Below are 20789 nucleotides of genomic sequence, written 5' to 3' on the forward strand. Positions count from 1 at the left end.
GCAGATATAAGCGTTTTCAGGCCAGCTTGGCCTTCAGCAGCTCATTGACCTGGCCCGGATTGGCCTTGCCCTTGGAGGCCTTCATCACTTGGCCGACCAGCGCGTTGAAGGCCTTGTCCTTGCCGGCCTTGTACTGCTCGACATTGCCGGGGTTGGCGGCGATCACCTCGTCGATGATGGCTTCGAGCGCGCCGGTGTCGTTGGACTGCTTGAGGTCCTTGGCGTCGATGACGGCGTCGACGTCGGTGCCTTCGCCGCTCCAGAGCGCCTCGAACACCTGCTTGGCGCTGTTGTTGCTGATGACATTGCCGTGGATGCGGGCGATCAAGGTGCCCAGTTGCGCGGCGCTGACCTTGACCTGGTCCATGCCGATCTCTTCCATGTTCAGGCGGCGCGAGATCTCGCCCATCACCCAGTTGCTGGCCAGCTTGGGCTGGCCGCTGGCCTTGGCGGCGGCTTCGAAGTAGTCGGCCATCGCCTGGCTTTGGGTCAGGGTGGTGGCGTCGTACTCGGGCAGGCCGTAGTCGGCCACAAAGCGGTCGGCGCGCTGGCGTGGCAGCTCGGGCATCTCGGCCTTGACGGCCTGCACCCAGCTGTCGGCAACGACCAGTGGCGGCAGGTCCGGATCGGGGAAATAGCGGTAATCGGCCGCGTCTTCCTTGGTGCGCATCGCACGGGTCTCGCCGGTATCGGGGTTGAACAGCACGGTGGCCTGCTGGATCGCGCGGCCGTCTTCGATCTCTTCGATCTGCCAGCGGATTTCGTAATCGATGGCGATCTGCATGTTCTTGAACGAGTTCAGGTTCTTGATCTCGCGGCGGGTGCCCAGCGGCTGGCCCGGCTTGCGCACGGACACGTTGGCATCGCAGCGGAACGAGCCTTCCTGCATATTGCCGTCGCAGATGCCGATCCAGGTGACGATCTTGTGCAGTTCCTTGGCGTAGGCCACGGCCTCGGCGGTGCTGCCCATGTCGGGCTCGGTGACGATCTCCAACAGCGGCGTGCCGGCGCGGTTCAGGTCAATGCCCGATTGGCCGATGAACTCGTCGTGCACCGATTTGCCCGCGTCTTCTTCCAGGTGGGCGCGCACCAGGCGCACGGTCTTTTTCTGGTCGCCGACAAAGAAGCTCACCTCACCGCCTTGCACCACCGGGATCTCGAACTGCGAGATCTGGTAGCCCTTGGGCAGGTCGGGGTAGAAGTAGTTCTTGCGTGCAAAGATGCTGACGGGCGCAATCGTGCTGCCCAGCGCCAGGCCGAGCTTGATGGCGCATTCGACAGCCTTCTTGTTCATCACCGGCAGGGTGCCGGGCAGCGCCAGGTCCACGGCGCAGGCCTGGGTGTTGGGCTCGGCGCCAAAGGCGGTGCTGGCGCGGCTGAAGATCTTGCTGTTGGCGGCCAGCTGGGTATGGGTTTCAAAGCCAATCACCACTTCGTAGCCGTTGATGAGCTTGATGCTTGTTTCGGTCATGTTCTGTGTTCCTCCCTGCGTTACTTCGCGATGCCGGTGGGCTGGCGCAGGTGGTGGTCGGTGGCTTGCTGCAGCTGGTGGGCGGCGTTCAAGAGCTTGGCTTCGCCAAAGTAGTTGCCGATCAGCTGCAGGCCCACGGGCATGCCGCCTTCGCCAAAGCCGGCGGGCACGGACAGGCCAGGCAGGCCGGCCAGCGACGCGGGCAGGGTGTAGATATCGGCCAGGTAGTTGGCGAGCGGGTCGCTCTTGCCACCCAGCGCCCAGGCCACGGTGGGCGCAGCGGGGCCGGCGATCAGGTCGCAGTCCTGGAAGGCGGTCTGGAAGTCGTCGGCAATCATGCGGCGGATCTTTTGCGCCTGCAGGTAGTAGGCGTCGTAGTAGCCGTGCGAGAGCACATAGGCGCCGGTCATGATGCGGCGCTTGACCTCGTCGCCAAAGCCTTCGGCGCGGGTCTTCTTGTACATGTCCACCAGGTCGCCGTAGTCCTTGGCGCGGTGGCCAAACTTCACGCCATCAAAGCGCGAGAGGTTGGACGAGGCCTCGGCCGGCGCGATGATGTAGTAGACGGGGATGGACAGCTCGGTGCGTGGCAGGCTGATCGGCACCAGCTTGGCGCCCAGCTTTTCGTATTCCTTCAACGCCGCATCGACGGCGGCGCGCACATCGCTGCTCAGGCCATCACCAAAGAACTCGGCGGGCACGCCGATGCGCAGGCCGGCCAGCGAGTCGTTCAGGTGGGCTGTGAAGTCCTCGGCCGGGTGGTCGAGGCTGGTGGAGTCGCGGTCCAGGTCGGGGCCGCACATTTCGCTCAGCAGCAGCGCGCAGTCTTCGGCGGTGCGCGCCATCGGGCCGGCCTGGTCCAGGCTGGAGGCGAAGGCGATCATGCCGTAGCGGCTGGCGCGCCCATAGGTGGGCTTGATGCCGGTGATGCCGCAGAACGACGCGGGCTGGCGGATCGAGCCGCCGGTATCGCTGCCGGTCGCCGCAGGCGCCAGGCGCGCGGCCACGGCGGCTGCCGAGCCGCCGGACGAGCCGCCGGGCACCCGGCTGGTGTCCCAGGGGTTGCGCACCGGGCTGATGGCGCTGTTCTCGTTGGCCGAGCCCATCGCGAACTCGTCCATGTTCAGCTTGCCCAGCGTGACGGCGCCAGCAGCTGCCAGCTTGCTCACCATGGTGGCGTCAAACGGCGACTGGTAGCCGGCCAGCATCTTGCTGCCTGCGGTGGTGGGGAAGTCCTGGGTGACGAACAGGTCCTTGTGGCCCATCGGCACACCGGCGAGCTTGCCGGCCGTGCCCGCTGCAATGGCGGCATCGGCGGTGCGGGCCTGGGCCAGCGTCACTTCTTCGTTGATGTGGATGTAGGCACCCAGATCCTGGTGGGTCTTGGCGCGGGTCAGAAAATGCTGGGCGGCCTCGACGGAGGACACTTCGCGGCTTTTGAGCTTGGCGGCCAACTGGGCCACGCTCAAGTCATGCAATTCGGTAGGGATGCTCATGCAAATCTCGCGATCTTGGCGATCTCGGTGAATGGGAAAGGGCGCAGGGCGCCGGTCTCAAGGGCGTGGTGCTGCGTGCTGCTGCCACCACGGCCGGGGGCCGGTTGTTGCCAGGGCCCGCCAGGCCTGAAGATGCTGTGAATTACTCAATCACCTTGGGCACCAGGAAATAGCCTTTTTCCACGGCAGGGGCACTGCGCTGGTTGGCCTCCCGGTTATTGGGTTCGCTGATGACGTCATCGCGCAGGCGCAGGCTGATTTCCTGGATCGCGGCCACGGGGTGTGACAGGGGCATGACACCGGAGGTATCCACAGCCTGCATCTTCTCCACAATGCCGAAAAAGTTATTCATCTGCGAGAGCATGCGCTCACTCTCGGAGCCGGATAATTCGAGCCGCGCCAGGTTGGCGATGCGGGCAATGTCATCTTTTGTCAGGGCCATAGATAGTCGTATGTAAACCAGTCGTAAAAAAACGGGGCCGGAAAGCGTTGCCCTGTAAGTTATTCACAGGGGATGGGGTATTATCCCGTCTTTGACGCAATAACGCGGCAACGTCGGTCATTGCGCATCAAAAACCCTTCTGTCATCTCACCACACACCAATGAAGGGCGATGGAGCGCCGAAGCGCGATCCATGCCCTAGAGGAAACTTGCATGTTCGGAGCGTTCCGTCGCTACTTTTCCACCGACCTGGCCATCGACCTGGGCACGGCCAACACCTTGATTTTTGCACGCGACAAAGGGATTGTGCTCGATGAGCCCTCCGTGGTTGCGATTCGCCATGAAGGCGGCACCCATGGCCGCAAGGTCATCCAGGCCGTAGGCCGCGAAGCCAAGGCCATGCTGGGCAAGGTGCCCGGCAATATCGAAGCCATCCGCCCGATGAAGGACGGGGTGATTGCCGACTTTTTGATCACCGAGCAGATGATCAAGCAGTTCATCAAGATGGTGCACCCCCGCACCTTGCTCTCGCCCAGCCCCCGCATCATCATCTGCGTGCCCTGCGGCTCGACCCAGGTCGAGCGCCGCGCGATCAAGGACGCCGCGCTCAAGGCCGGCGCCACCCAGGTGGAGCTGATCGAAGAGCCGATGGCTGCCGGTATCGGCGCCGGCCTGCCGGTGTCCGAGGCCTCGGGCTCGATGGTGGTCGACATTGGTGGCGGTACCACCGAGGTGGGCGTGATCTCGCTGGGCGGCATGGTCTACAAGGGCAGTGTGCGCGTGGGCGGTGACAAGTTCGACGAATCCATCATCAACTACATCCGCCGCAACTACGGCATGATGATCGGCGAGCCCACGGCCGAGCTGATCAAGAAGAGCATTGGCTCTGCGTTCCCAGGCTCCGAAGTCAAGGAAATCGAAGTCAAGGGCCGCAACCTCTCCGAAGGCGTGCCACGCAGCTTCACCATCAGCTCCAACGAGGTGCTCGAAGCGCTGACCGAGCCGCTCAACCAGATCGTGTCCGCCGTGAAGAACGCACTGGAGCAAACCCCGCCCGAGCTGGGTGCCGACATTGCCGACCGCGGCATGATGCTGACCGGTGGCGGCGCCTTGCTGCGCGACCTGGACCGCCTGCTGGCCGAAGAAACCGGCCTGCCGGTGCTGGTTGCCGAGGAGCCACTGACCTGCGTGGTGCGCGGCTGCGGTATCGCCCTCGATACCCTCGACCGCAAGGGCGTGACCATCTTCACCAGCGAATAACCCGGGCGCCCTCCGCGCGGATACGCAATAATGGCGAGCGTCAGCGACTATGCAACCCATAGCCCGCTGCCGGCCCGCCATTGCGCTTTGCGGCCCGCTTGCCACTGGCGGTGTGCACAAGGTCTGGCTGATGGGCCCGCCGCCATGCGCCCGCTTCTGCTTTTTCGCTTTTCTCTGATGTCCTTGCTCCTGTCCCTTGTCCACCGTGCTGACCGCCGAGCGGCGGGGCGGCACGCGCCCGGACCAGGCGCAGGGCGCAGGGCCCGGTTCTGCTGAGGCCACCGCATGGCACGCAACGTCTTCTCCGGCGGTATACCGACCTTCCGACCCCAGGGGCCCAGCGCCAATGTGCGCCTGGCGCTGTGCGTGGCGCTGGCCGTGTTCCTGATGGTGGCCGACGTTCGCTTCAAGCTCACCGAGCCGCTGCGCAAGGCCGTCGCCACCGTGCTGTTCCCGATGCAATGGGTGATGCTGCAGCCGGTGCTGCTGGCCCAGGGCGGAGCCAGGTATTTTGAAGACCTGCATACCGCGCAGGCAGCGGCCGTGGTGGCCGAGAAAAACGCCATCGCACTGACGCACCGCGCCAACCTGGTCGAGACCCTGGACCATGAGAACCAGCGCCTGCGCCAGCTGCTCAACCTGGTGCCCCGCCTCAAGACCGAGGGGCGCGCTGCCCAGGTGGTGTACGAGACGGCGGACGCCTTCAACCGCCGGGTCGTGATCGACAAGGGCGAGGTCGCCGGCATTGCCCGCGGCTCGCCGGTGATGGACGAGCTGGGCGTGCTCGGCCAGGTGACCCGGGTGTTTCCGATGTCGGCCGAGGTTACCTTGCTCACCGACCGCGAGCAGGCCATCCCCGTGCTCAACCCGCGCACCGGCGCCCGGGCCGTGGCCTATGGCGACCCGACCAATGCCTACGGCGGCGGCATGGAGCTGCGCTTCATGCCCAGCAATGCCGATATCCAGGAAGGCGATCTGCTGACCACCAGCGGTGTCGATGGCGTCTATGCGCCCGGCCTGCCGGTGGCGCGCATCGTCAAGATCGAGCGCCGTGCCGATTCGCCGTTCTCGCGCGTTTACTGCGAGCCGCTGGCGCAGATGTTTGGCACGCAGTTTGTGATGGTTATCAATCCGCTGCCCGAAGACGCGCTGCCGCCACGCCCGCCGGTGGAGACCAAGACCCAGGAAGGGCCGGCATCGACCCCCCGCAAGGGCAAGCGCGGATGATGCCCGTCACCATGAACCAACCTCCAGGAGTGCAGCGATGATCATGCCGCGTGGGCAGCCCTTGCTGCTCCCTGTCCCCCCGGGCTTTATTGCGCTGACCCTGGTGCTGGCGCTGATGATCAACATGCTGCCGCTGGGCCGTGCGCTGTGGCTGCCCGATGTGCTGCTGCTGGTGCTGGTCTACTGGGGCGTGCATGAGCCCGGCAAGATCGGCATGGGCTGGGCCTTTGTGCTGGGCCTGTGCATGGATGTGCACCAGTCGTCCCTGCTGGGCCTGCATGCGCTGGTGTATTCGGCCGTGCTGTATGGCGTGGCGCTGCTGCGCCAGCGCATCACCTGGCTGAGCGTGATGGCCCAGGCGGTGCAGGTGATGCCGCTGTTCCTCGCCTCCGATGTGGTACTGATGCTGCTGCGCATGTTGCTGCGCGGCAGTTTTCCGGGCTGGGGCTTTTTGACGCCCGGGCTGTGGTGCGTGGTGCTGTGGCCGCTGGTGAGCTGGCTGCTGCAGCTGCCCCAGCGCCAGCCGCCCGACGATGACGAGAACCGCCCTTTGTAAGCGGGGGCCTGTGCGCAGACCATGACCGAGATCCAGAATTCAGACCGTGCCTTCAGCCGCTTTCGGCTGCGGGTGGTCGTCATCGGTCTGGTGGTGGTGCTGTGCTTTGGCATTCTGCTCTCGCGCCTGTATGTGCTGCAGGTCGAGCGCCATGATGATCTGCTGGCGCAGGCCGAGAGCAACCGCACGGCGGTGGTGCCCATCGTGCCCAACCGGGGCCAGATCTATGACCGCAATGGCGTGCTGCTGGCCACCAACTACTCGGCCTACACGCTGGAGATCACGCCCTACAAGGTGGGCGATGTCGAAGAGACCATCGATGCGCTGTCCCAGCTGATCGAGATCACGCCGCGTGACCGGCGCCGCTTCAAGCGCCTGCGCGAGGATTCGCGCAACTTCGACTCGCTGCCGATCCGCTCGCGCCTGACCGACCAGGAAGTGGCCAAGTTCGCCGCCCAGCGCTACCGCTTTCCCGGTGTGGATGTGAAGGCGCGGCTGTTTCGCTCCTACCCGATGGGCGAGACCGGTGCCCACCTGATCGGCTATATCGGCCGCATCAACCAGCGTGAGAAGGAGCGCATCGACGACTCCGACGAAGCGGCCAACTACCGGGGCACCGAGTACATCGGCAAGACCGGTGTCGAAGCCAGCTACGAAAAAGAGCTGCATGGCCACACCGGTGTGGAGCGCATGGAGACCTCGGCCGGCGGCCATGCGGTGCGCAAGCTCGACAGCTCCCCGGCCACTCCCGGCGAGAGCGTCGTGCTGTCGGTGGACATCAAGCTGCAGAAGATGGTCGAGGACCTGTATGGCGAGCGCCGGGGCGTGGCCGTGGCGATCGACCCGCGCAGCGGCGAGCTGCTGGCCATGGTCAGCAAGCCCACCTACGACCCCAATATCTTTGTCGAAGGCATTGACCAGGAAAGCTGGAAGGCGCTCAACGAATCCATCGACCGCCCCTTGCTCAACCGGGCGATGCGCGGCACCTACCCCACCGGCTCCACCTACAAGCCCTTCATGGGCCTGGCGGGGCTGGAGACGGGCAAGCGCACGCCCTCGACCATCATCCAGGACGGCGGCAGCTGGACCTTTGGCGGCCATACCTTCCGCTCGGGCCATGCGCTGGGCCCGGTCGATCTGAACCGCGCGATCCAGCACTCGAGCAACGTGTATTTCTACACGCTGGCCAATGAGATGGGGGTCGACGCGATCCATGATTTCATGAAACCGCTGGGCTTTGGCCAGATCACCGGCATCGACCTGCCCGGTGAGGTGCGTGGCGTGCTGCCCAGCACCACCTGGAAGCGCGACACCTACAAGCGCCCCGAGCAAAAGCGCTGGTATGCGGGCGAGACCATTTCGCTGGGCATTGGCCAGGGCTACAACAACTTCACCATCCTGCAGCTGACCCATGCGCTGGCGACGATCCTGGACAACGGCAACAGCCGGGTGCCGCATGTGGGCCGCTCGCTGATTGACCCGGTCACCGGCGAGCGCCGCCCCATCGAGCAGCCCCCGCCCGTGAACCTGGGCTACAAGCAAAGCAATATCGAGGCGGTCAAGCGCGGCATGGTGTCGGTGGTGACGGGCGGCACCGGGCGCGGCTCCTTTGGCACGGCCCGCTACACGGCCGGCGGCAAGACCGGCACGGCCCAGGCCATCAGCATCGGCCAGAAGGAAAAGTACAATGCCGCGCGCCTGGCCGAGCGCCAGCGCGACCATGCGCTGTACATCGCCTTTGCACCGGCCGAAGACCCCAAGATCGCTGTCGGCGTGATTGTCGAGAATGCCGGTTTTGGTGCCGGCTCGGCCGCGCCCATTGCCCGTCGCATCATCGATTACTGGTTGATGGGCGAGTACCCGAGCGAGGCCGACATGGCTGCGATGCAGCGCGGCGACGGCCGCGCGCCGATGGGCACGCCGCGCAGGGTCGAAGATATCCAGCTCAAGCCGGCCGCCGAGCCGGGGCAATAACGATGGCGGCCTTCGCGCTGAGTGCCGGGTTCTAGCGCAAGAACGCGTCGTAGCCGGTCTTGAGGATCAGCGCCGCCACGACGACGATGAACATGCCGCGCACAAAGCCCGAGCCTTTTTTCAAGGCCATCCAGGTGCCCAGCATGCTGCCCAGGATGTTGGCTGCGGCCAGCGGAATGGCAAAGTGCCACCAGACATGGCCCTTGGCGGTGAACAGGATCAGCGCCGCGATATTGGTGGCGATATTGAGGATCTTGGCGCTCGCCGAGGCATTCAGAAAGTCATAGCCCAGCCAGCGCACCATCAGGAAGACGAAGAAGCTGCCGGTACCCGGGCCAAAGAAGCCGTCGTAGAAGCCAATGGTGGCCCCAATGGCCGAGGCCACCCAGGCTTCGGTGCGGCCGCTGTAACGCGGCGCATGCGTCTGGCCCAGCTGCTTTTTGTACAAGGTGTAGGCCAGCACGGCAACCAGGATGACCGGCAAGGCCTTGCGCAGCATGCTGGGATCGACCACGGTGACGGCCCAGGCCCCCAGCAGCGAGGCGACAAAACCTGCGCCTGCGGCCGGTGCAATGGCGGCCCAGCGCATGTCCACGCGCTTGGCGTACTGGCGCGCCGAGATCAAGGTGCCCCAGACGCCTGCACTCTTGTTGGTGCCCAGCAAGGTGGCCGGCGGCGCAGAGGGGAAAGCGCCAAACAGTGCGGGCACCAAAATGAGGCCGCCACCACCGACGACCGCATCCACAAAGCCCGCGAACATCGACGCGAAGGTAACGAAGATCCATTCCATGGGGCGAGATTGTCGCACCGCCGCGTGGGCTGCAGCACCGTACCAGGGGTGCTAAATGCAGCGCTGCCAGCGGAACAGAAGGGGGCGGTGCTGCCAGGTCGTGATGCGCTGGCCGGCGGGTGCCGAGGCGGGCGGCGGCGAATGCGGCGCCAGAAAAACAAAAGCGCCCGAAGGCGCTTTGAAGGAGCATCTCATTTTTATTGATGCTTTTTATAAATGTTCGAATTGTAGAGATGTCTCCTCGGTCCTCTCGCAGAGCACTGTTTCAGTGCCTCGAGTGCCTCTACTATAGGTCATCGCACCTGCATGGTGCATTGGGATTTACCCCAAAGGTAACTGATTTGGTGCAGATTGCAGGATGCGACCGATTTCTGCCCCTTTCCTGCGCCCAGCCGCCCCATAACGGCAAAAAATGAGACAAAACTGCCGTTTCAGGGCGTGCTGGGCGGTCGATTGCCCTTGAAGAGGGCAGGGTCAGCGCAGTGGGCGCTGTAACCGCGCTGAAACTCTGCGGCGCACCATCATGGCCCATGGCTGGCGCGTATCCACTCCGAGGCCCGCTCGGCCAGCATCAAGGTCGGCGAGTTGGTGTTGCCGCTGGTGATGGTGGGCATGGCGCCGGCATCGACCACACGCAAACCGCGCACGCCGCGCACGCGCAGCTCGCTGTCGAGCACGGCCATTGGGTCGTGGTCGGCGCCCATCTTGGTAGTGCCCACCGGGTGGAAGATGGTGGTGGCGATATCGCCGGCCAGGCGTGCCAGATCCTCATCGCTTTGGTACTGCGCGCCGGGCTTCCATTCCACCGGCTGGTACTTGGCCAGCGCCGGCTGGGCGGCGATGCGGCGGGTCACGCGCAGGCTGTCGGCCGCCACCTGGCGGTCCTCGGCGGTGGACAGGTAGTTGGGCGCAATCGCCGGCGCAGTGCGGAAGTCTGCGCTCTTGATCTGCACCGTGCCGCGGCTCGTGGGGTTGAGGTTGCAGACGCTGGCGGTGAAGGCCGGAAAACTGTGCAGCGGCTGGCCAAAGGCGTCGAGCGACAGTGGCTGCACGTGGTACTGAATATTGGGGTGGGGCTGGCTCGCGCTGCTGCGGGTGAAGGCGCCCAGCTGCGAGGGCGCCATGCTCATCGGGCCGCTGCGCTTGAGCAGGTATTCCAGCCCGATCTGGGCCTTGCCCCAGAGGTTGCTGGCCAGCACGTTCAAGGTGGGCGCGCCATCGATCTTGAAGACCGAGCGGATCTGCAGGTGGTCCTGCAGATTGGCGCCGACGCCTGGCAGGTCATGCTGCACGGCAATGCCATGCTGCTGCAGCAAGGCGCCGGGGCCGATGCCCGACAGCTGCAGGATCTGCGGCGAGTTGATGGCGCCCGCGCTCAGCACCACCTCCTTGTCGGCCTTGACGATGGTCATCTCGGTGCCGGTCCAGACCTCCACGCCGGTGCAGGCGAGCTGGCCGTCGGCCTGGCGCTCGAGCACCAGGCGGCTGACCTGGGCATTGGTCCACATCTCGAAATTGGAGCGGCCGTAGCAGGTGGGGCGCAAAAAGGCCTTGGCGGTGTTCCAGCGCCAGCCGTTCTTTTGGTTGACCTCGAAATAGCCCACGCCTTCGTTGCTGCCCCGGTTGAAGTCATCGGTGGCGGGGATGCCCGCTTGCTGGGCGGCTTGCGCAAAGGCGTCCAGAATGTCCCAGCGCAGGCGCTGCTTCTCGACGCGCCACTCGCCGGTGCTGCCGGTGCGGCGGTTGCCATGCCACTGCGCAAAGCTGGGGCTGGTCTCGCCTTCCTGGTCCAGGCGCCAGTGGTCTTCATGGCGCTTGAAGTAGTTGACCGTGTCATTCCAGCGCCAGCGGGCGTCGCCGGTCAGCTCGGCCCAGTGGTCGTAGTCGCGCGACTGGCCGCGCATATAGATCATGCCGTTGATGCTGGAGCAGCCGCCCAAGGTCTTGCCGCGCGGGTAGAGCAGGCTGCGGCCGTTGAGCCCGGCATCGGGCTCGGTCTTGTACAGCCAGTCGGTGCGCGGGTTGCCGATACAGTACAGGTAGCCCACGGGGATGTGGATCCAGTGGTAGTCATCGCGCCGGCCCGCCTCGATCAGCAGCACCCGGTTATGGGTCTTGGCGCTGAGGCGGTTGCACAGCAGTGCGCCCGCCGTGCCTCCCCCGATGACGATGTAGTCGAAACTTGTGTTGTCTCCAGATTGCATGTGCGGTCTTTTTCTCATTGGGAGTATGGGGCTCCCTCGGTCCATCGAATCGGCAAGTTTGTGAGCAGTATGCCGGGCTTGCCAAGCGGGAAAACCAATGCCCTGTCACCCATCGCGCCTACTGCCTGCCCGTGGCCGCCCAGCGTGGTGTAGATGCCGCACAAGCGCGGCTCGGCGATGCCTTCCTACAGCGGCACGCGCTGTGATCGCCAGCCCGCTGGGTGCGCCTGGGTGACAGACCGGCTATAGTGCGAATGGCGTGCGCGCAGGGCGACACGCTTTGTTTTTGGACCCATGGACGATACAGCCCCTCATCTACAGCAACTTCAGGACGGCACGCAGCGCTGGGCGCAGCTGCGTGGGCGCTGGGGTGCGGCAGAGCTGGGCCAGCGCCCGCTGTGGCGTGAGCTGCGCCGCCAGCTCGATGGCGCCGCGCCCAGCGCCCAGCAGGGCTGGGACCTGAGCGAGGTGCAGTGGCTCGACCATGTGGGCGCGCAGCTCCTGTGGGACCACTGGGGCCAGCAGTGGCCCGCGCAGCTGCGGACCACCGAGCTGCAGCGCCAGATGCTCGAACGGGTCGCGTCGCTGACGATGGGCTGCCCGCCGGAGACCAAGGTCAACTGGTGGGGCTGGCTGATCCAGCTGGGCCTGGTGCTGCTGGGCTTCATGGCCCATGTGCGCAGCATGGTCGAGATGGTGGGGCAGCTGCTGCTCGATGTGCTGCGCCTCATCAAGAACCCGCTGCGTGGCCCCTGGCGCGATGTATCGGGCCATCTGTATGCGATGGGTGCCACCGCGCTGCCGATCACGGCCCTGGTGGGCTTCTTGATTGGCGTGGTGCTTGCCTACCTGATGTCGCTGCAGCTGCGCCAGTTCGGTGCCGATGCCTTCATCGTCAATATTCTGGGCATCTCGCTGGTGCGCGAGCTGGGGCCCTTGCTGGGCGCCATCCTGGTAGCCGGCCGTACCGGCTCGGCCATTACCGCGCAGATCGGCGTGATGCGCGTCAACGAAGAACTCGATGCGATGCAGGTCATGGGCATTGCGCAGGGCTACCGCCTGGTGATGCCGCGCGCGCTGGCGCTGGCGCTGGCGATGCCGCTGGTGTCAATGTGGACCACGGTCTGCGCGCTGGTCGGCGGCATGATGGCCGCCGATGCCGCCATGGGCGTATCGCCCGCCTATTTTCTGCAGGCCATGCCCGGCGCGGTCGATATCGCCAACCTCTACCTGGCGCTGGCCAAGTCGGTCACCTTTGGGGTGGCGATCGCGCTGATTGCCTGCCACTGGGGGCTGGAGGTCGAGCCCAACACCCAGAGCCTGGGCCGGGGCACGACCTCGTCGGTGGTGATCTCGATCACCGCGGTGATCGTGCTCGATGCGATCTTTGCGATCGCGTTCCGCAAGGTGGGGTTCTAGCGATGAGCCATCCCATCTCCCAACCCCCCAGCGCGCCGACCAGCGATGAGAAAGTGGTCGAGATCCGCAAGCTCTGGACCGTGTTCGGCCAGGGCGACCGGGCCTTTGCGATCCACCAGGACCTGGACATGTCCGTCTACCGGGGCGAGATCCTGACCCTGGTGGGCGGCTCGGGCACCGGCAAATCGGTGCTGCTGCGCCAGATGCTGGGGCTGCTGCACCCGGCCAAGGGCGAGGTGCTGGTGATGGGCCAGCCCGTCAAGGAGCTGAGCCTGCGCGGCGCAGCCTCGCGCATCGGCATGCTGTTCCAGCAAGGCGCGCTGTTCTCGGCCTTCAATGTGCTCGAGAACATCGCGTTCCCGCTCAGCGAGCAGGGCACGCTGCCCAAATCCGTGGTGCATGATGCGGCCATGGTCAAGCTGCAGATGGTGGGCCTCAAGCCCGAGCATGCCACCCGCATGCCCTCTGACCTGTCGGGCGGCATGATCAAGCGCGTGGCGCTGGCCCGGTCGCTGATCATGGACCCGCCCCTCTTGCTGCTCGACGAGCCCACGGCCGGGCTCGACCCCAACAGCTCGGACGAGTTCTGCGCGCTGCTCAAGGACCTGCATGCCGAGCTGGGGCTGACCGTGGTCATGGTCACCCACGACCTCGATACCTTGTTTGCACTGTCCACCCGCGTGGCGGTGCTGGCCGAAAAAAAGGTGATTGTCTCGGGCACACCGGCCGATGTGGTGCAGTTCAAGCACCCCTTTATTGAACATTTCTTCCTGGGTGAGCGTGGACGCCGTGCAATGGCTCCAGTGGCGCTTGGTGGGGTGAAGGAATAGCTATGGAAAACAAATCACACGCACTGGCAGCGGGATTGTTTGTGGTCTTGCTCACGGCGCTGGTCATCTTCCTGAGCCTGTGGATGGGCCGTGACAACACGAACTACATCCGCTATGAACTGTCCACCCGCGAGACCGTCAGCGGCCTGCAGCCGCAGGCAGCGGTGCGCTACAAGGGGGTGGCCGTGGGCCGCGTGACCAAGATCGAGTTCGACCCGGCCCGCGACGGCACGGTGCTGATCATCATTGCGGTCAACGCGGAAGCGCCCATCACGCAAACCACCTACGCGATGCTGGGCTACCAGGGTGTCACGGGCCTCGCCCATATCCAGCTCGATGACGACAACACCGAGACCACGCCGTTGCCCCCCGGCCCCGACGGCATTCCGCGCCTGCGCGTCAAGCCCTCACCGTTTGGCCAGATTGCCGAGCAGGGGCCCATCATCTTGCAGCAGGTGGAAGACGCGACGCGCAAGGTCAACGACCTGCTCAACGAGGACAACCAGCAGGTGCTGGTGGACAGCATGAAGAGCCTGGGCCAGGCAGCGCAGAGCCTGGAGCAGCTGAGCAAGCGCCTGATGGTGACGGTCGATACCAAGCTCGACCCGGCCCTCGCCAGCCTTCCTGCCATCGCGCAGGATACGCGCAAGACACTGGCGGGTATCCAGAAGACCTCCAATGACGTGAGCACGGCAGTGGGCAGCCTGGCGGCCAAGGGCGGCGTGGTGGACCAGATGGGCCAGGCGGTCGAGAAGGTGAGCGATGCGGCCGACAACTTCAACCGCAGCACCTTGCCGGCGATGGGCCGCACCATGCATGACGTGGGCTCGGCCGCACGCCGCATGGGCGATACGGCCGATGCGTTCAAGAACAACCCGCAGTCTCTGATTTATGGCAGCTCCAATGCGCTGCCGGGCCCTGGCGAGCCAGGTTTTGTAGCCCCTGCCGCCGCAGGCAGCGGCCGATAGGATGGATGCCATGATTTCTACTTCCCTGCGTGCGCCCTGGGTCCGCCGCCTGCCAGGCGCGGGCCGCGCAGCCCTGGTGGCTGCGTCGGTGGCGGTGCTGGCCGCTTGCTCGGCCCTGCCGCAAAAACCCCAACCCGTCGCCCGTTATGACTTTGGCCCGGCGGCCGCGCCGGTCTCTCCCAGCGCGGCTGCCGCCGGTGCCGAACCGCTGGTGCTGGCCAATGTGCGCGCCGCTGGCGTGCCCGATGCCAGCGCTGCCATCTACTACCGCCTGGCCTATGCCGATGTGCGCGAGCTGCGGCCCTACACCCAGGCCAGCTGGGTGCTGCCGGCCATGCAGCTGATCCAGCAGCGCATGCGCGATGTGCTCAGCGGCCAGCGCGCCGTGGTGCTCGATGACGATGGCGCCACCCAGCTGCTGCGCAAGACCGGCTACCCGGCGATGCTGCGCCTCGAGGTGGTGGATTTCAGCCAGGTCTTCGATTCGGCCCAGTCGAGCCAGGGCGTGCTGCGCATCCGCGCGACGCTGAGCGAAATCACCCCCAAGGGGGAGCGTTGGCTGGCCCAGCAGGTGTTCCAGGCCCAGCAGCCCGCCGCCAGCCCCGACGCGGCCGGTGCCGCCGCCGCACTGGCGTCGGCCACCGATCAGGTGGCCCAGCAGCTCGATACCTGGCTGCGCCAACAGAAGCGCTGATGCCCGGGGGATGGAGGCGCTCGCTGTGGCGCGGGTCGGCCGCCTGGGTGCTGGGCGCCATGGCGGTGGTGCCGCTGCTGGCCGCCGAGATGGACGACGATGCCTACCGGGAGGCCGTAGCCCAGCTGGACGCACGCGCTGAAAAAGCCCTGGCCCATTGCAAGCGCCTGGCCGCTGGATCAGCTGCGCAGCGCCGCTGCACGGTCGAAGCCGACAGCCAGCACGCGGTGGACGCTGCCCAGCTGCAGGCGCAGCGCCACCCCAGCGGCAACAACCGCTTCAAGGCCCTGGCCGCCCAGGTAGACCGGCGCCACGCGCTGGCGGTCGAGGACTGCAAGACCCGCTATGCCGGCAACGACAAGGACAGCAAGAGCGCGCAGCAGGACTGCCTGCGCGAGGCCAAGCAAAAGCGCGCAGCCGGCATCCAGGATGCGCACCAGCAGGCGGCCAGCGAGGTGTCCATCTTCACGCCGCCCAAGAGCGAGGCCGAGCGCCAGCGCGAAGCCGATCTGGACACCGCCATCCGCAAGTGCGACAGCCTGCTGGGCGATGCCAATGTGCAGTGCGTGCGCGGCCTGTCGCCGGAAGCTCGCTTGCGCGCCATCAGCCGGGGCAGCGGCGCATCGCCCGCCAAATAGGCCCTCATTTTTAAAAAAGCAACAAGGCAGCCCGGGGGCTGCCTTGTTGCTTGGGGTGGTGACGAGACGTTCAGAACCGCTGCTGCGCCAGCAACAGCGAGCAGCGCAGCCGCAGCCACATCAGGCGCCGGGCATTGGCCTGCAGCGGCAGCTGGCTGCCACGCTCCAGCCACTGGTCACGGAGCGTGCGCAACTGGCTGCGGCTCATCTGGTGCTGGGCCTGGCGCCATTGCTGGCGCTGCTGTTCCATGCGGGTGTCGGTGTTCATGCGCTCTCCTGGGTGCGTGGGGCAAAGGTCTTGGGGGCGGGGGTGGGAATTGGCTCGGGTGTATCGCCTTTGCCAAAGGCATACCAGTCGACCTTGCGCGTGGCCACCATCACGATCGCCAGCACGGCAAACAGCGCGAGCGAGCCAACAGCCAGCGCGGTTTGTTCGAGCTGCAGCAGCACAAACAACAGGCCATACATCAGCGCAATCAGCGCTGCAAACGGCAGGCCGCGCCGCAGGCTGCCCAGGATGTGGCTGGCGTAGTAGCCCAGCAGCAGAACGCAGGCGCCCGCGCCAATGGCATAGGCCTGGCTGAAGCCCAGATGCTCGGACAGGCTGATCAGGAGCAGGAAGAAAATGCACAGCGCCGAGCCCACCAGCAGGTACTGCACCGGGTGTACGCGCAGCTTTTTGAGCACCTCGAACATGGCGACGGCGACAAAGGTCAGCACGACAAAGAGCAGGCCGTACTTGGTGGCGCGGTCGCTCAGGCTATAGGGGTTGACCGGGTCGATGAAGCTGGTGCCGAACTGCTCCAGGCACTGGCTTTCTTCGGTCGCGTAGGGGTAGCTGGTGTCGGGCGTGCCCAGACTGCACAGCGAGCGCTCCTGCACAAAGGCCTGGCGCGCCGATGAGGCCAGCGCCGGGATGCTCCAGCTGGCGTTGAAGCCCTGGTCGCTGATCTCGCGGCTGAGCGGCAGAAAGTTGCCACCAAACGAGGGATGGGGCCAGTCGGCCTGCATGCTGACCTGGTTGGTGCCGCCCAGCGGCACAAAGGCCAGGCGCTCGGTGCCCATCAGCTGCAGCAGCACGACCACTTCGATGGCGCTGCTGTCGTTGCCACTGGCGGCCGTCAGGGGCTTGGTCTGCAGGCCCCGGGTGTAGACGCCGTGGCCGGTGCCCGGCTCCAGTGGCAGCGGCTTGCCATCGACCTGCAAAGTCGCACTGCGGATACCGCGCGGATCGCTGAGCGGCAGGACCAGGCGCGGCGCATCGCAGTGGCGCACGGCACCGCCCTCGGGCTTGCCTTGCAGCTGGTTGCCGGGCGCAAAGCGGGCGACCAGCTTGTCGTGCATGAGGAAAGTGTTGACCTGGTAGAGGCCGCGTGCGCGCGGCTGCATCTCGGCCCGCGTCTGGTGGCTGATCTCATCGGGCAGCGCATAGCGCTGAAAGCTGACCAGCCGGGTCTCCACTCGCCCCTCGCTGTCCTTGCCGCTGACTTCACGGCTGCAGCGCTGGGCCAGCACCGGGCCAAACAGGGTCTGCGACCCTGCAGTGCTGTTGACCACGCTTTGTACCGCGCGGTCGCGGTTGTAGATGCGGTCGCGCACCACATCGCTGATCATCATCAGCGCCACCAGCAAAAGCGCCATGGTGATGGCCAGGCTCAGGGCCTTTTGCACCAGTCTGTTTTTCATGCATTCCTCGTTGCTCTGTGTATCGGTGCGGCGAGTGTCAGCGGCCCCGGTGAGCCGAGCATGAAGTCTGTGAAGGCAGTGTGAAGTGCAGCGGCCTGCGGCTGAAGGGCTCAGTCCTGGGCCGAGAAATCGAGGCTGGCGCGCAGGCCGGGCTGGGTGTTGGCAAACTGCAGCCGGCCGCCATGGAGCAGCATGATGCGCTGCACGATGGACAGGCCCAGCCCGCTGCCGCTGCGCTCGCCGTTGGGGCGCGGCGTGGTGAAGAAGCGCTCGCCCAGGCGGGGCAGCAGGCTGGCCGGCACGCCCGGGCCGCTGTCCTGCACGCTCAGGCGCTGGGGCGCCAAGGTCAACACGATCTGGCTGTGCGCGGGCGAGAAATCCAGCGCATTGGCCAGCAGGTTGCTGATCGCCAGCGTGACCAGGGCCGCATCCCAGGCGCCCTGGCTGTCATTGCCTTGCAGCAGCAGCGGTATGCCTTTTTGCGCGGCGGTGGCCTGCAGCTGCGCGATGGCCTGCTCGGCGCAGGCGCGCAGGCTGGTGTGCTGGCTGGCCGTAGCGAGCGCGCTGCGCTGCTCCAGCTGGCTCAGCTGCATCAGCTGGTCGATCAGGTTTTGCAGGCGCAGGCTCTGGTCCACCACCTGCTGGGCAAACATCGCGCGGTCGGCGGCGGGCAGCTCGTCCTGCAGCAGCTCACCCGCGCCCCGGATGGCGGCGACCGGGCTTTTGAGCTCATGCGTGAGCGCGCGCACATAGCCTTCGATGTAGTCGCGCCCTTCCAGGCGCCGGCGCATCGAATCCATGGCCTGGGCCAGGTCACCCAGCTCGCCGGGGACATCGGGCACCTCGGGTGTCTTGGGCGCGCGGGTGATGCGGCTGCCTTGCGCCTCCTGCAAGGTGGGGCCCTGCACCTGCTGGGCATAACTGCGCAGCTTGCGCACCTGTACCACCAGCCACCAGGTGATGGCAAAGCCGACGGCCGCCGACAGCAGCAAAAACAGCACACCGCCGCGCAGCATCTTGCTTTCGCTGCTGTCGATGATGCTTTGCACCGCATTGGCTGGCTTGGAGACGGTGAGCACGCCGACGATGGCGCCATCCCGCAGGACGGGCGCGGAGACATACATGACGCTGGTGGCCTCGTCGGTGGCCACTTCGCGCGAGGTGCGGGCGCCGTATTCGCCGCGCAAGGTGAGCGCCACATTGCGCCAGCGCGCGTAGTCGGCCCCCACATCCTGGCCGGCGGAATCGAACAGCACGCGGCCCTGGGCATTGGTCACGGTCACGCGCAGGTCGAGTGCGGCCTTGCGCGTGTCCCAGATCCACACCCGCAGCGGTTGCTGGAAGGCGGCCTGCACCTGCTGGGCAAAGCGGCTGTTGCTGCTGTCGCTGCCCAGCTTTCCATAGGCCAGATCATCGCTGGCCTGCGCGGCCAGCAGGTAGGCGGTCTCGACCAGCGTGTCTTCGGTCACCTTGCGCACGCTGGGCTTGATCTCGGCCATGAACACGCGCAGCACAAAAAAGGCCGCCAGCCCGTTGATCAGGAAGAACGCAAACAGCAGGCGGATCCCCAGACGCATGGCCGGCCTTCAGTCGCCATCGCGCAGGCTGTAGCCCATGCCGCGGTGCGTGGTGATGAAGTCGCGGTCGGCCACCACGGTGCGCAGCTTGGCGCGCAGGGTCTTGATGTGGGTGTCCACCGTGCGGTCGGTGCTGTCGCTGTGCAGGCCCCAGACGGCATCGAGCAGATGGTTGCGGCTGAGGATGCGGCCTTGCGCGGCCAGCAGGCTGCTGAGCAGCTGGAATTCGCGCCGCGTCAGGTCCAGCAGCACGCCTTGCAGGCGCACGCACTGGCCGGCCTCGTCGACCTGGAAGGCGGTGCTGGCGGCGGTGGCCGGGGTACTGTTGGTATGGTTGGGCGCCGGCGCAAATTGCTGGGCACGGCGCAGCAGCGCGCGGGTGCGGGCCACCAGCTCGCGCGGGCTGAAGGGCTTGCTCAGGTAGTCATCGGCGCCCAGCTCCAGGCCCAGTACCCGGTCCACCTCTTCGCCCCGGGCGCTGAGCACCAGGATGGGCGCGGGCGAGCCAGCAGCGCGCAGCTGGCGGCACCAGTCCAGGCCATTGCCATCGGGCAGGCCCACATCGAGCAGCAGCGCATCAAAGCGGCCACTGGCCCACTGCGCGCGGGCATCGGCCATCAGGAGACTGTGGGTACAGCCGATGCCATCGCGCTCCAGCGCATAGCAGACGGTGCGGGCAATGGCTGGATCGTCTTCCAGCAGCAGAACATGGGGAGCAGGGCGCATGGTGGGTTCCGTCAGAACGGGTGGCCTAGCGGCCGCCGCCGGCATCGATGAAGGAGCCGGTGCAGTAGCTGCTGTGCTCGGACATCAGCCAGTAGATGGCCTGGGCGATTTCGTCTGCGGTGCCGCCGCGCCCCAGCGGCACGCCGGCTGACAGCCGCTGCACGCGGTCGGGCTGGCCGCCGCTGGCGTGGATATCGGTCTCGATCAGGCCCGGGCGCACGCCGTTGACGCGGATGCCTTGCGCGGCCACCTCATGGGCCAGGCCCAGTGTCATGGTGTCGATGGCGGCTTTGGACGCCGCATAGTCCACATACTGGTGGGCCGAGCCCAGGCAGGCGGCGCGGCTCGAGACATTGACGATGCTACCGCCAGCACCCCCTTCGGCGGTGCTCATGCGGCGCACCGCTTCGCGGGCGCAGAGAAAGCTGCCCAGCACATTGGTATCGAACATGCGGCGCCAGCGCGCCATGTCCATGTCCTGCAGGCGCTGGGCGCGGTCCACCACGCCGGCGTTGTTGACCAGCCCCGTGATGCGGCCCAGCTCGCTGTCCACGCGCGCAAACATCGCCAGCACCTGGGCCTCGTCGGCCACATCGGCCTGCACCGCCAGCGCGCGGCGGCCCAGGGCCTGCACCGCCTGCACCACGGTCTGGGCCGCAGCTTCATTGCTGCTGTAGTTCACGGCCACATCCCAGCCATGCTGGGCGGCCAGGACGGCGGTGGCGGCACCGATGCCTCGGCTGGCACCGGTGATAAGGACGATAGAGGTCATGGCATGGAGGCTCACAAAAGAGGCCCTATCTTAGGCGAGCTTGCGCCGCATGCCCAGGTC

The 20789-nt window shown here is 66.1% G+C and carries 19 protein-coding genes; 9 read left to right on the top strand and 10 right to left on the bottom strand.

Translation table 11 applies throughout. The features are described from left to right. Positions 1-16 precede the first annotated feature (16 nt). The 3 genes from gatB to gatC form a co-directional block, all read right to left on the bottom strand. Complete coding sequence (gene gatB, locus WH265_RS19360) at positions 17-1471, bottom strand: Asp-tRNA(Asn)/Glu-tRNA(Gln) amidotransferase subunit GatB (protein WP_182344041.1); 1455 nt, start codon at positions 1469-1471, stop codon at positions 17-19. Positions 1472-1491: 20 nt separating this feature from the next. Beyond that, positions 1492-2967, bottom strand: coding sequence for an Asp-tRNA(Asn)/Glu-tRNA(Gln) amidotransferase subunit GatA (gatA, locus tag WH265_RS19365; protein ID WP_339559375.1), 1476 nt, complete (start codon positions 2965-2967; stop codon positions 1492-1494). Positions 2968-3109: 142 nt separating this feature from the next. Beyond that, positions 3110-3409, bottom strand: coding sequence for an Asp-tRNA(Asn)/Glu-tRNA(Gln) amidotransferase subunit GatC (gene gatC / locus WH265_RS19370; protein ID WP_116926797.1), 300 nt, complete (start codon positions 3407-3409; stop codon positions 3110-3112). Between the two features lie 212 nt (positions 3410-3621). On the opposite strand from gatC, the gene WH265_RS19375 reads away from it, so the two are divergent. The 4 genes from WH265_RS19375 (at position 3622) to mrdA (ending at position 8425) form a co-directional block, all read left to right on the top strand. Next, positions 3622-4668, top strand: a complete 1047-nt coding sequence (locus tag WH265_RS19375) for a rod shape-determining protein (protein WP_021026802.1) — start codon at positions 3622-3624, stop codon at positions 4666-4668. Between the two features lie 285 nt (positions 4669-4953). After that, positions 4954-5895, top strand: coding sequence for a rod shape-determining protein MreC (gene mreC, locus WH265_RS19380; RefSeq protein ID WP_021026801.1), 942 nt, complete (start codon positions 4954-4956; stop codon positions 5893-5895). A 37-nt stretch (positions 5896-5932) separates the two neighbouring features. Then, complete coding sequence (gene mreD, locus WH265_RS19385; RefSeq protein ID WP_021026800.1) at positions 5933-6451, top strand: rod shape-determining protein MreD; 519 nt, start codon at positions 5933-5935, stop codon at positions 6449-6451. 21 nt (positions 6452-6472) lie between these two features. Continuing rightward, the gene (mrdA, locus tag WH265_RS19390) at positions 6473-8425 is read left to right on the top strand and encodes a penicillin-binding protein 2 (protein ID WP_021026799.1); all 1953 of its coding nucleotides are present in this window, start codon (positions 6473-6475) and stop codon (positions 8423-8425) included. Positions 8426-8456: 31 nt separating this feature from the next. On the opposite strand, the gene WH265_RS19395 is transcribed toward mrdA, so the two are convergent. Together WH265_RS19395 and WH265_RS19400 are read right to left on the bottom strand one after the other, a co-directional pair. After that, a complete protein-coding gene (locus tag WH265_RS19395; RefSeq protein ID WP_312988378.1) occupies positions 8457-9215 on the bottom strand; it encodes a sulfite exporter TauE/SafE family protein in 759 nt (252 codons plus the stop codon). A 521-nt stretch (positions 9216-9736) separates the two neighbouring features. Next, positions 9737-11419, bottom strand: a complete 1683-nt coding sequence (locus WH265_RS19400; RefSeq protein WP_339559377.1) for a GMC family oxidoreductase — start codon at positions 11417-11419, stop codon at positions 9737-9739. 294 nt (positions 11420-11713) lie between these two features. On the opposite strand from WH265_RS19400, the gene WH265_RS19405 reads away from it, so the two are divergent. Genes WH265_RS19405 through WH265_RS19425 form a run of 5 tightly spaced genes read left to right on the top strand, consistent with a single transcriptional unit; the run spans position 11714 to position 15968 of the window. Then, positions 11714-12838, top strand: coding sequence for an MlaE family ABC transporter permease (locus tag WH265_RS19405; protein WP_021026795.1), 1125 nt, complete (start codon positions 11714-11716; stop codon positions 12836-12838). Positions 12839-12840: 2 nt separating this feature from the next. Next, on the top strand, positions 12841-13668 hold the full coding sequence (locus tag WH265_RS19410; protein ID WP_339535903.1) for an ABC transporter ATP-binding protein: 828 nt from the start codon (positions 12841-12843) through the stop codon (positions 13666-13668). Between the two features lie 2 nt (positions 13669-13670). Continuing rightward, a complete protein-coding gene (locus WH265_RS19415) occupies positions 13671-14636 on the top strand; it encodes an MlaD family protein (protein ID WP_339559379.1) in 966 nt (321 codons plus the stop codon). Positions 14637-14646: 10 nt separating this feature from the next. Beyond that, positions 14647-15330, top strand: a complete 684-nt coding sequence (locus tag WH265_RS19420) for an ABC-type transport auxiliary lipoprotein family protein (RefSeq protein ID WP_339559380.1) — start codon at positions 14647-14649, stop codon at positions 15328-15330. Beyond that, positions 15330-15968: a hypothetical protein gene (locus WH265_RS19425; RefSeq protein ID WP_339559381.1), complete on the top strand. Its 639-nt coding sequence runs from the start codon at positions 15330-15332 to the stop codon at positions 15966-15968. Before WH265_RS19420 ends, WH265_RS19425 begins: the two co-directional genes overlap by 1 nt. Positions 15969-16038: 70 nt before the next feature. Here WH265_RS19425 and WH265_RS19430 read toward each other — a convergent pair whose 3' ends face one another. The 5 genes from WH265_RS19430 to WH265_RS19450 all read right to left on the bottom strand — a co-directional run bounded on the left by WH265_RS19430 (position 16039) and on the right by WH265_RS19450 (position 20729). Then, positions 16039-16236, bottom strand: coding sequence for a hypothetical protein (locus tag WH265_RS19430; protein ID WP_339559382.1), 198 nt, complete (start codon positions 16234-16236; stop codon positions 16039-16041). Continuing rightward, positions 16233-17654 carry a cell envelope integrity protein CreD gene (gene creD / locus WH265_RS19435; protein WP_339559383.1) on the bottom strand — a complete coding sequence of 474 codons (1422 nt, stop codon included), beginning with the start codon at positions 17652-17654 and terminating at the stop codon, positions 16233-16235. Before creD ends, WH265_RS19430 begins: the two co-directional genes overlap by 4 nt. A 110-nt stretch (positions 17655-17764) precedes the next feature. Further along, positions 17765-19231, bottom strand: a complete 1467-nt coding sequence (gene creC, locus WH265_RS19440) for a two-component system sensor histidine kinase CreC (RefSeq protein ID WP_339559385.1) — start codon at positions 19229-19231, stop codon at positions 17765-17767. A gap of 9 nt (positions 19232-19240) precedes the next feature. Next, positions 19241-19957, bottom strand: coding sequence for a two-component system response regulator CreB (gene creB, locus WH265_RS19445; protein ID WP_339559386.1), 717 nt, complete (start codon positions 19955-19957; stop codon positions 19241-19243). A 25-nt stretch (positions 19958-19982) separates the two neighbouring features. Further along, the gene (locus WH265_RS19450) at positions 19983-20729 is read right to left on the bottom strand and encodes an SDR family oxidoreductase (RefSeq protein ID WP_339559387.1); all 747 of its coding nucleotides are present in this window, start codon (positions 20727-20729) and stop codon (positions 19983-19985) included. Positions 20730-20789: the final 60 nt, after the last annotated feature.

Origin of the sequence: Comamonas sp. MYb396, assembly GCF_037479555.1 — a bacterium.
Taxonomy (GTDB): Bacteria; Pseudomonadota; Gammaproteobacteria; order Burkholderiales; family Burkholderiaceae_C; genus Comamonas.